Annotated in this window: 8 protein-coding genes and 1 pseudogene; 8 read left to right on the top strand and 1 reads right to left on the bottom strand. The window is 74.0% G+C overall.

Going from position 1 to position 10,868, the window contains the following annotated elements; translation table 11 throughout:
- From NIE79_RS32355 to NIE79_RS32330, 6 genes and pseudogenes are all read left to right on the top strand, one after another.
- A pseudogene (locus NIE79_RS32355) lies at positions 1 to 448 on the top strand (hypothetical protein); the annotation flags it as partial.
- A gap of 1 nt (position 449) precedes the next feature.
- Positions 450 to 2,138 carry a murein biosynthesis integral membrane protein MurJ gene (murJ, locus tag NIE79_RS32350; RefSeq protein WP_238682177.1) on the top strand — a complete coding sequence of 563 codons (1,689 nt, stop codon included), beginning with the start codon at positions 450 to 452 and terminating at the stop codon, positions 2,136 to 2,138.
- Positions 2,135 to 3,304, top strand: a complete 1,170-nt coding sequence (locus tag NIE79_RS32345; RefSeq protein WP_238682176.1) for a glycosyltransferase family 4 protein — start codon at positions 2,135 to 2,137, stop codon at positions 3,302 to 3,304. The genes murJ and NIE79_RS32345 overlap by 4 nt, the downstream gene beginning before the upstream one ends.
- Positions 3,304 to 5,721 carry a hypothetical protein gene (locus NIE79_RS32340; protein ID WP_238682175.1) on the top strand — a complete coding sequence of 806 codons (2,418 nt, stop codon included), beginning with the start codon at positions 3,304 to 3,306 and terminating at the stop codon, positions 5,719 to 5,721. The genes NIE79_RS32345 and NIE79_RS32340 overlap by 1 nt, the downstream gene beginning before the upstream one ends.
- Positions 5,722 to 5,884: 163 nt before the next feature.
- Entirely contained in the window at positions 5,885 to 7,636 is a 1,752-nt protein-coding gene (gene pyrG, locus NIE79_RS32335) for a CTP synthase (RefSeq protein ID WP_238682174.1), read from the top strand.
- Positions 7,637 to 7,709: 73 nt separating this feature from the next.
- Entirely contained in the window at positions 7,710 to 8,315 is a 606-nt protein-coding gene (locus NIE79_RS32330; RefSeq protein WP_238682173.1) for an NUDIX domain-containing protein, read from the top strand.
- A gap of 82 nt (positions 8,316 to 8,397) precedes the next feature.
- Here NIE79_RS32330 and NIE79_RS32325 read toward each other — a convergent pair whose 3' ends face one another.
- Entirely contained in the window at positions 8,398 to 8,670 is a 273-nt protein-coding gene (locus NIE79_RS32325) for a TM2 domain-containing protein (protein ID WP_238682172.1), read from the bottom strand.
- A gap of 292 nt (positions 8,671 to 8,962) precedes the next feature.
- Here NIE79_RS32325 and ald point away from each other — a divergent pair, with 292 nt between their 5' ends.
- Together ald and NIE79_RS32315 are read left to right on the top strand one after the other, a co-directional pair.
- Positions 8,963 to 10,078 carry an alanine dehydrogenase gene (gene ald, locus NIE79_RS32320; RefSeq protein WP_238682171.1) on the top strand — a complete coding sequence of 372 codons (1,116 nt, stop codon included), beginning with the start codon at positions 8,963 to 8,965 and terminating at the stop codon, positions 10,076 to 10,078.
- A gap of 38 nt (positions 10,079 to 10,116) precedes the next feature.
- Positions 10,117 to 10,868 (top strand): tyrosine-type recombinase/integrase (locus tag NIE79_RS32315; RefSeq protein WP_238682170.1); only part of this gene is annotated, 752 nt, incomplete at its 3' end.

Raw genomic sequence — 10,868 nt, 5'->3', positions numbered from 1 at the left:
CGCCGCGCACCCGCGCCGGCAGCGGCACGGCGCGTTCGGCCGGGGCGTCGACGTGCTGCTCGGCGCCGGCGTGATCGCCGGCACGGCCAACCTGCTCAACCTGCTCGACCTGCGGCCGGGCCGGGCGATCAAGTCCGGGCTGCTGCTCGCGGCGCCGCTGACCGGCGGCCCGCAGGGCGGGATCGCGGCCGGCGCGGCCGGCGCCGCCGCCGGCCTGCTCCGCGACGACCTGGCCGAGGACGTGATGCTCGGCGACAGTGGCGCGAACGCGCTCGGTGCGGTGCTCGGCGTCGCACTCGCCGCCCGTACCGGACCGCTCGGCCGGGCCGGTCTGCTCGCCGTCCTCGCCGGGCTCACCGCCGCCAGCGAGAAGGTCAGCTTCACCGCGGTGATCCAGCGGACCCCGGGGCTGCGCGAACTCGACGCACTGGGCCGACGCGCCGACTGACGTGAACAGACCGGCACCCCTCGCCGGCGCCGGCCGGCTGGCCGGGGCAGCCGCGCTCATCGCCGTCCTCACCGTTGCCAGCCGACTCGCCGGCTTCGGCCGCACCGCCGTGTTCACCTGGAGCCTGGCGCCCACCGACCTCGGTGGCACCTACGTGGTGGCCAACGCGGTGCCGAACTTCATCTTCGAGATCGTCGCCGGGGGAGCGCTGGCCAGTCTCGTCGTACCGCTGCTCGCCGGCGCGGTCGCGGCGGGCGACCGGACGGCCGTGGCCCGGACCACCGGGGCGTTGCTGACCTGGACGCTGGCCCTGCTGGTCCCACTGGCGCTGCTCGTGGTGCTGCTCGCCGGCCCGGTGGTCGAGTCGCTGGGCCACCACCTGAGCACCGCCCAGCAGCAGAGCGGTGTGCGGATGCTGCGGGTCTTCGCGCCGCAACTGCCGCTGTACGGGGTCGGCATCGTGCTCACCGGGGTGCTTCAGGCGCACCGCCGTTTCGCCTGGCCGGTGCTCGCCCCGTTGCTGTCCAGCCTCACCGTCATCCTCGTGTACCTGGGGTTCACCCTCACGCAGGGTCGGTACGCCACCGTCGGCGGGGTGAGCCCCGGCGGGGAGTTGCTGCTCTCCGGCGGCACCACCCTCGGCGTGGTGGTGCTGTCGTTGTCGTTGCTGGTTCCGGTCCGCCGGTTGCGCCTCGGGCTGCGGCCCGGGTTCGGGTTCCCCGCCGACGCGCGGGCCCGGGTCGGCGGGTTGGCGGTGGCCGGCGCGGTCACCGTCACCACCCAGCAGATCGCCCTGATCGTCAGCCTGAACCAGGTCACCGCCGGCGCGCGGAGCAACCCGGGCGTCTACAACCTGGCGCAGACCGTCTACCTGTTGCCGTGGGCGGTGCTGGCGGTGCCGCTGGCCATTGCCGCCTACCCGACCCTGGCGGCGGCGCGGGCCGCCGGCGACGAGCACACCTACCGCGCGACCCTGGCACCGGCCGTCCGCGGTGTGCTCCTGTTCAGTTGCCTCGGCACTGCCGCGTTGATCGGGACCGCCGGGCCGGTCGGGCACTTCTTCTTCCCGTCGGACACCGCGTCGACCGCCGCCGCCGCGATCATCGGGTACGCCCCCGGCCTGGTCGGCTACGGCCTGTTCGCGGTGCTCACCCGGGCGCTCTACGCCAGGGGCGAGACCCGGGCGGCGACGCTCGCCACGGCGGTCGGCTTCCTGGTGGTGCCGGCCGTCGTCCTGCTGCTCGGCGCGGTGCTGCCTCTGCGCGACCGGGTGCTGGCGGTGACGTCAGCGAACTCGGTGGGGATGCTGGTGCTCGGCGCCCTGCTGCTCCTGGCCGTGCTGAGCAGTGCCGGCCGTCCCGCCCTCGCGGGCGCGGCACGGGCCGCAGCGGCCGGTGGTCTCGCCGGTGTGCTCGCCGGGCTCGCCGGGTGGGGCCTCAGTCGGTGGCTCGACCAGTTGGACGGCGGCACCCCGACGACGGCGGCGGCGTTCGGTCAGGGCATGCTGTCCGGGGTTCTGGTTGGGGTTGTGTTCCTCGCCGTGGTCTGGTTCGTCGACCGGCGGGACGTAGCGCCACTGCTCGCCGGGGTGCTGCGGCGTCTGGGCCGGCGGGGGCCGTCCGGCGGTGCGCCGACACCGGGCGCGGGCTCCCCGGAGCGGGGCGACGGGAAGGAGACGGCGACGCGATGACTGAGCCAGCTCTGCCTGCCGGCTGGTCGGGCACCGTCGCGTTGGTGCTCGCGTCCAGCACCGGCGGGGTCGGCCAACACGTCCGTTCGGTGGCCCGCGGCCTCGTCGCGGGTGGCGCCACCGTCCTGGTCTGCGGGCCCGCCGCCACTGAGGAACAGTTCGACTTCACCGGTGTCGGTGCCCGGTTCGAGCCGGTGGAGATCCCGGCCAGTCCGACTCCGGCCGACGCGCGGGCGGTGCTCGCGCTGCGTCGGCTGCTCGCCGCAGCGAGGGTCGACGTGGTGCACGCGCACGGCCTGCGGGCCGGGTTGGTCGCCGTGCTGGCCCGTCCGGCCGCCCCGCTGATCGTCACCTGGCACAACGCGGTGCTCGCGGGCGGACTGCGGGGCGGGGTGTCCCGGCTCGTCGAACGGGTGGTGGCCCGGGGCGTCCGGGTGGCGCTCGGCGCCTCCGCGGACCTGGTGCACCGGGCCGCCGAGGTGGGCGCCGCCGACGCCCGGCTGGCCCCGGTCGCCGCGCCGACGCTGCCCCCGCCGCGTCGACGCCCGGCGGCGGTACGCGCCGAGTTCGGTGTCCGCCCGGACCAGCCGTTGATTCTCTCGGTCGGGCGGTTGCACCCGCAGAAGCGCTACGACGTGTTGATCGACGCGGCGGCCCGCTGGCGTACGCGTACCCCGCCGCCGGTCGTGGTGATCGCGGGCAGCGGGCCGGCGTATCTGCCGCTCGCCGCGCGGACCTCTGCCGCCCGCGCCCCGGTGACCCTGCTGGGGCACCGCACCGACGTGGCAGACCTGCTCGCCGGCGCCGACCTGGCGGTGGTGACCAGCGACTGGGAGGCGCGACAGCTCTTCGCCCAGGAGGCGCTGCGCGCCGGCGTGCCGCTGGTGGCCACCGCTGTCGGCGGTCTCCCGGACCTGGTCGGCGACGCCGCCACGCTGGTTCCCGCCGGTGACGTGGACGCTGTCGACGCGGCCGTCCGCGTGTTGCTGGACGACCCGGCGGCGCGGGCGGAGTTGGGCCGGCGTGGCGCCGAACGGGCGGCGACGTGGCCGACCGAGGCGGACACCGTCGGCACGCTCGCCGCCCTCTACGCCGAGCTGACCGGGAACCCCGGCGGTCCGGCGGCCGCCCCGGGCTCCGACGCCCCGAGAACGGGACACCGGTGATGCTGCGCCGAATCGCCCCCGCCCTGTTGACGGTGCTCGTGGTGGCGCTGGGCGTCACCGCGCTCGCCGCCCGCCCACCCCAGGGCACCCCGCAACGCACCGCCGACTTCGTGGTGCTCGCCGGGATCGCCGGGCTGCGCTGGGAGGACGTGGATCCGCAGAGCACCCCGACGTTGTGGCGGATGGCCCAGGACGGCTCGATCGGCTCACTGTCGGTGCGTTCCGCGCATCGGCCCACCTGCCCGGTGGACGGCTGGTTGACACTCGGCGCGGGCAGTTTCGCGGCGTGGAACGGCAGCCGGTCGGTCGACGGTTGCCCGTCGGCGGCGGTGACTGTGGAACAGCCGGACGGCATCGGCGCGAACCTGCCCGACCAGGAGAGCGTGGTCCAGTACAACCAGCAGCGGCTGCCCTGGGGCGCCATGCCCGGCTCGTTGTCCGAGTCGGTGCGGTGCTCCGTCGCCGTGGGCCCGGGCGCGGCCGTGGCCGCGGCCCGACCGTTCGGCCGCGTCGACAGGTACGCCTCGGGGCTGCCGGCCGACCCGCGGCCGCTGCTCGGCTCGTGTGTGCTGAGCATCGTCGACCTCGGCACTGTGGAGGGGGCCGACCCGGCCACCCGCGCAGAGGAGGCCCGCGCGGCGGACGCCGAGCTGGCCCGGGTGCTGGCGGCGCGACCACCACGGTCGTTGGTGCTGGTCGCTGGCATCTCCGACACCACCCAGCCGGCCCGGCTGCACGTGGCGGTCGCCGACGGGCCGGGCTGGGAGCGGGGGTGGCTCACCTCGGCCAGCACCGGCCGGGACGGGTACCTGCAACTTGTCGACCTCGCGCCGACCGCCCTCGCCGCGTTGGGTCGGCCCATGCCCGAGCGGCTCTTCCTCGGCCGTCCGGCGATCAGCACCGGCGGCCGTCCCGCCGACCTGACCGAGGCCATCAACGCGCCGGCGAACGCCGACCGGGAGGCGGCCGCCCAGCGTTCCGTCTCCGGGGTGTTCTTCGCGTTGCTCGCCGGGGTGCAGGTGCTGTTGGCGATCGCGATCCTGCCGCTGCTGCGCCGGGCCCGTCCGCACGCCGGCCCGGCCGGTCCGACGCCGGTCTCCGGGCGGATCGTGGCGGTGATGGAGCTGCTGCTGGTCGCCGCGGCGTTGACGGTGCCGGCGGCGCTGCTGGCCGACGCGGTGCCCTGGTGGCGCGGCGAGCACCCCGGGTGGATCTTCGCCGGGGTGACGGCGCTGCTGGTGGCCGCCGGCACCGCGGCGGTGCGGTTCGTTCCCGGGTACGCGAACACTCTCGGGCCGCTCGGCGCGGTGGCCGGCCTCACCACGCTCGTGGTCGGGCTGGACGTGCTCACCGGGGCCCGCCTCCAGCTCAACGGCGTGGTCGGCTACTCCGCGTTGCAGGGCGGCCGGTACGCCGGGCTGAGCACTGTGGGGTTGGGAGTGTTCCTCGCCGGCGCGCTGGTCAGCGGCGGCTGGTTCGCCCAACGGGTGCACCGGGGCTGGCGGCCGGCGGTGATGGTGGCGGTGGGTGGCCTCGCCGTGGTGGTGGTCGGCAGCCCGTACCTGGGCGCCGACCCGGTGGGCGCGATCGCGCTCACCGCCGGGGTGAGCGTCGCCGCCGTGATCAGCGCCGGTGGCTGGTTGACGATCAGCCGGTTGGCGTGGGCCACCATGGCCGCACTGGCGGTCGGTATCGGGTTCGCCGTGGTGGACCTGCGGCGTCCTGCGGCGGAGCGGGGCAGCCTGGGCCGGTTCCTCTCCGCGCTGGGTGACGGCACCGGCGGGTTCGCCGTGCACCGGTCCAGCACGGAGAACTTCGAGACCCTGGTCAACAGTCCGCTGACAGTGCTGGCGCTGGCCGGCGGGTTGCTGGTGTGGTTCGCCCTGTTGCAGCCGTGGGGTGGGCTGATGCGGCTGTTCGGCATCTACCCGGCGGTTCGGGCCGCGTTCGCCGGCACTGTGGTCGCCGCGGTGCTCGGTGGTGTGCTCGACGGCGCGGCCCTGGACCTGATGGGCGCTGCCGCCGCCCTGGTGGTGCCGATGGCCGCCCTGGCGTCGCTGCGGGTGCTCGGGCATGCCGCGGACCGGACCCGCCCGGTAGCGGGCCGCTCCCCGGCCAACGGTTCCGACGGCGCCGACGACGACTCGGGGTCCGGTGGGGTCGGCCCGGTCGGTGACGGTCCGACCGGCGGCGGTGGGCCACTGGGTGCCGTGCACCCCCGTCCGATCACCGGCCCGCCCCCGAGCGCACCGGCGAAGGTCGCAATACCGGCGTCGGACACCCCGGGCGAGCGCCGCGGGGACGCCGACGAGCCGGCCGAACCGACAGCGAGCGGGTCGACGCCGGACGCCGCGCCGACGGTGCCCGTGGCGCCCCGGCAGGTCTCCCGGTCATCGACGGAGATTGCCGCGTCCTGAGCGCCGGGCCTCGTCCGGATGGCCCGGAGGTGTCGCAGCCGGGGTGCGGCCTGCGGGTACCCGCCCGGGAGGTGTTACCGTCGAATCCCGTGGATCGCGTGATCACTTTGCTGATCAAGCACGGCGGTCTGCATGACCGCGACAGACGACACGGGAGCAGGCCTTGGCCCCATCAGCACGGACGACCAGGCACATTTTCGTCACCGGGGGCGTCGCCTCCTCGCTGGGTAAGGGCCTCACCGCCTCCAGCCTCGGCAACCTGCTGACCGCGCGCGGGCTGCGCGTGGTGATGCAGAAGCTCGACCCCTACCTGAACGTCGACCCGGGGACGATGAACCCGTTCCAGCACGGTGAGGTCTTCGTCACCGAGGACGGCGCCGAGACCGACCTCGACGTCGGGCACTACGAGCGGTTCCTCGACCGGGCGCTGTCCGGCAAGGCGAACGTCACCACCGGGCAGATCTACTCCGACGTGATCGCCAAGGAGCGGCGCGGCGAGTACCTGGGCGACACCGTCCAGGTCATCCCGCACATCACCAACGAGATCAAGTCGCGGATCCTGGCGATGGCCGACCCGGACGAGGACGGCCAGCTCCCCGACGTGGTGATCACCGAGGTCGGTGGCACTGTCGGCGACATCGAGTCGCTGCCGTTCTTGGAGGCGATCCGCCAGGTCCGCCACGACCTGGGCCGCGACAACTGCTTCTACCTGCACGTCTCGCTGGTGCCGTACCTGGCGCCCTCGGGTGAGCTGAAGACCAAGCCGACGCAGCACTCGGTGGCGCAGCTGCGCAACATCGGTATCCAGCCGGACGCGATAGTGCTCCGCTGTGACCGGGAGATCCCGGTGAAGCTCAAGGAGAAGCTGTCGCTCTACTGCGACGTGGACGCCGAGGCGGTCGTCGCCGCCCCGGACGCCCCGAGCATCTACGACATCCCGAAGGTGCTGCACCGGGAGGGGCTCGACGCGTACGTGGTGCGCCGGCTCGGCCTCTCCTTCCGGGACGTGGACTGGGCCAGCTGGGACGACCTGCTGGAGCGGGTGCACCGTCCCCGGCACACCGTCACCGTCGCCGTGGTCGGCAAGTACGTCGACCTGCCCGACGCGTACCTGTCGGTGAGTGAGGCGATCCGGGCGGCGGGCTTCGGTCACCGGGCCCGGGTGCAGCTGCGCTGGGTGCCCAGCGACGAGTGCGTCACCCCGGCCGGCGCCGCCGCGGCGTTGGCCGGCGTCGACGGCATCCTCATCCCCGGCGGCTTCGGCGTGCGCGGCATCGAGGGCAAGATCGGCACCGCCCGGTACGCCCGTGAGGCCGGCATCCCGCTGCTGGGCCTCTGCCTCGGTCTGCAGTGCATGACCATCGAGGTGGCCCGGCACCTGGCCGACCTGGACGGCGCCAACTCGTTGGAGTTCGACGAGCAGGCGGCCCACCCGGTCATCGCCACGATGGCCGACCAGGAGGACATCGTGGCCGGCCGGGGCGATCTGGGCGGCACCATGCGGCTGGGCGCGTACCCGGCGACGTTGACCGAGGGTTCGATCGTCGCCGAGGCGTACGGCAGTACCGAGATCAGCGAGCGGCACCGGCACCGGTACGAGGTGAACAACGCCTACCGGGACGCGCTGACCAAGGCGGGCCTGCACATCTCCGGCACCTCGCCGGACGGCCGGCTGGTCGAGTTCGTCGAACTGGACCGGAGCCTGCACCCGTTCTTCGTTGCCACGCAGGCGCACCCGGAGTTGAAGAGCCGCCCGACCCGCCCGCACCCGCTGTTCGCCTCGTTCGTCAAGGCCGCTGTGGCGTACTCGCAGGCCGACCAGCTTCCGGTCGACCTGGACGCGGCGGCGGAGGCCCCGACGACGCGCAAGGCCGCCCGCAACGGCGCCGCGACGAAGGCCGCGTCCACCTCGTGAGCGAGCGCAGCGAGCGAACCAGCAGGCTCGGTGGGGCGTCTCGCGCCGTCGTCGAGCGCAGCGAGGCGGCGGCGTGAGCAACCTCGAGCACCGGTACGAGGTGCGTTCCCGGGAGGAGCGGTACCGGGGGCGGATCTTCGACGTGGTCACCGAGGAGGTGACAATGCCGGGCGGTGGGACGGGGCTGCGTGACCTCGTGCGGCACGTCGGCGCGGTGGCCGTGGTGGCGCTCGACGACGCCGGCCAGGTGGTGCTGATCCGGCAGTACCGGCACCCGGTCGGGCGGCACCTGTGGGAGTTGCCGGCCGGTCTGATGGACGTCTCCGGCGAGGAGTTGCCGGTGGCCGCGCTGCGGGAGTTGGCCGAGGAGGCGGATCTCACCGCCGCGCGGGTCGACGTGTTGGTGGACCTGCACAGCTCGCCGGGGTTCACCAACGAGATCGTGCGGGTGTTCCTGGCCCGCGACCTTGCCGACGTGCCGGCCGACGAGCGGCACGAGCGCCACGACGAGGAGGCCGACCTCCAGGTCGTCCGGATCGACCTGGACGAGGCGGTCGCCATGGTCCTGGCCGGTGAGATCACCAACGCGTCCGCGGTGGCCGGGCTGCTGGCCGCGGCCCGCGCCCGGGACACCGGCTTCACGCAGCTGCGTCGGTCGGACGCGCCGCTGTCACGCTGAGCGTCGCCGCCGGTCCAGCCGGCGAGGGAGTACGCGCCAAAGGGGCCCCGCGGTCAGCCGCGGGGCCCCTTTGGTGTGGCTGTCAGTCGCGCAGCGGACGGCCCTGCGCGTCCGTGCCGCCATTCACCAGGATGAGGATGCCGTCGACGAGGCCCCAGAGGCTGCCGAAGCCGAGGGTGCAGACGCTCACGACGAGCTGCAATACGCCGATCTTGATGTCGCCGATGTAGAACCGGCCGGCACCGAAGAAGCCCAGCAGGATGCCGAGGACGCCCGCGACGATCTTGCTCTTGTCGGAAACGCCCTGGGGGTACCCCGGCTGGGGGTAGCCGGGCTGGTAAGGAGGAGTGGTCATGGGCGGACACACTAGTGATCCACTCGCCGGCTGTCCGCACCGCCGCCCGACAGATGGGACGATAATGGTGAAACACTGTCCTGTCGGCTGAGGCGACGCTCGACCGCTGAATCCCGGCGGTGCCCTGACACATCGTCAGGACACCCGGGCACCGGATGCCACTGTGCTGGCTCGCGGCGGCACCGGGCGCGCCTAGACTGCCGCCGCAGGACCGGTGTACCGCGATGGCAAAGGGGCCGTCGTGGCACCGAGCAGTCGGGGGAGAGCAGCCCCGAAGAGAGGTGTCTGCATCGTGAAGGTCGGAATCCCACGCGAGGTCAAGAACCACGAGTACCGCGTGGCGATCACGCCAGCGGGTGTCAACGAGTTCACCCGCAGCGGCCACCAGGTCTTCGTCGAGTCCGGCGCCGGGGTTGGCTCCAGCATCACCGACGAGGAGTTCGCCGCCGCCGGCGCGAAGATCCTCGCCACCGCCGACGAGGTGTGGGAGACCGCCGAGCTGGTGCTCAAGGTCAAGGAGCCGATCGCCGAGGAGTACCACCGGATGCGCGAGGGGCAGGTGCTTTTCACCTACCTGCACCTGGCCGCCTCCAAGGAGTGCACCGACGCGCTGATCGACCGCGGGGTCACCGGCATCGCGTACGAGACCGTCGAGCTGCCCGACCGGTCGCTGCCGCTGCTCGCCCCGATGTCCGAGGTGGCCGGCCGGCTCGCCCCGCAGATGGGCGCCTTCTACATGATGCGTACCGGTGGTGGGCGCGGTGTGCTGCCCGGTGGTGTCTCCGGCGTGTACGCGGCCAAGACCGTGGTCATCGGCGCCGGCGTCTCCGGCATGAACGCCGCCGCGATCGCCCTGGGCCTGCAGTCCGAGGTGCTGCTGCTGGACAAGAACGTCGCCCGGCTGCGGCAGGCCGACGCGATCTACCGGGGCCACCTGCAGACCGTCGCCTCCAACGCGTACGAGGTCGAGCGCGCCGTGCTCGACGCCGACCTGGTCATCGGCGCGGTGCTGGTGCCCGGCACGAAGGCCCCGACGCTGATCTCCAACGAGTTGGTCTCGCGGATGAAGCCGGGCAGCGTGCTCGTCGACATCGCCATCGACCAGGGCGGCTGCTTCGAGGACTCGCGTCCCACCACGCACGCCGACCCGGTCTACAAGGTGCACGAGTCCATCTTCTACTGCGTCGCGAACATGCCCGGCGCGGTGCCGAACACCAGCACCTATGCGCTGACCAACGTCACCCTGCCGTACGCCCTGGAGCTGGCCAACCAGGGCTGGCGCGAGGCGCTGCGCAACGACCCGGCGCTGGGGCTGGGCCTCAACACCCACGCCGGTCAGGTCACCTACGGCCCGGTCGCCGAGGCGCACGGCATGGACGTGCTCGCGCTGGCCGACGCGCTGGCCTGAACGGTGGCGGGCTGACCAGCGGCACGGACTCCGTCGGCGTGGGCACACCGCCCACGCCGGCGCTGCGCCGTGCCGTTCGCGGTTACCTCGACCACCTGACCGTCGAACGTGGCCTCTCCGCGAACACGCTCGCCTCGTACCGTCGGGATCTGGACCGCTATCTGGCCACCCTGGCCGATGCCGGCGTCACCGACCTCGGGTCGGTCGGCGTCGGCCTCGTCGAGTCGCACCTGGCGCGGCTGCGCGCCGGTGACGACGTGCACCCGCCCCTCGCCGTCTCCTCCGCCGCCCGCGCGGCCAGCGCGGTGCGCGGCCTGCACCGCTTCGCGCTGCGTGAGGGCCTGACCGGCGCCGATCCGAGCCGCGACGTCCGCCCGCCCACGCCGCCCCGGCGGCTGCCACGGGCGCTACCCGTCGACGACGTGGTCCGCCTGCTGGAGACCGCCGGCCCGATCACCGCGACCGGCGACGACGCGCCCCTCGCGCTGCGCGACCGGGCGCTGCTGGAGTTCCTGTACGGCACCGGCGCGCGCATCTCCGAAGCGGTCGGCGCTGCCGTGGACGACCTCGACACCGACGACGGCACGGTGCTGCTGCGCGGCAAGGGCGGCCGGGTGCGGCTGGTGCCCATCGGCGGGTACGCCGTCGACGCCGTCCGCGCCTACCTGGTCCGGGCCCGCCCCGGGCTGGCCGCCGCCGGCCGCGGCACCCCGGCGGTGTTCCTCAACGCCCGCGGTGGCGCGCTGTCCCGCCAGGGCGCGTGGGGCATCCTGCGCCGCGCCGCCGACCG

The sequence above is a fragment of the Micromonospora trifolii genome (genome assembly GCF_022229005.1).
GTDB classification, from domain to species: Bacteria; Actinomycetota; Actinomycetes; order Mycobacteriales; family Micromonosporaceae; genus Micromonospora; species Micromonospora trifolii.
Note: the sequence above shows the minus strand (reverse complement) of the source record. Positions and strands in the feature narration are given on the sequence as shown.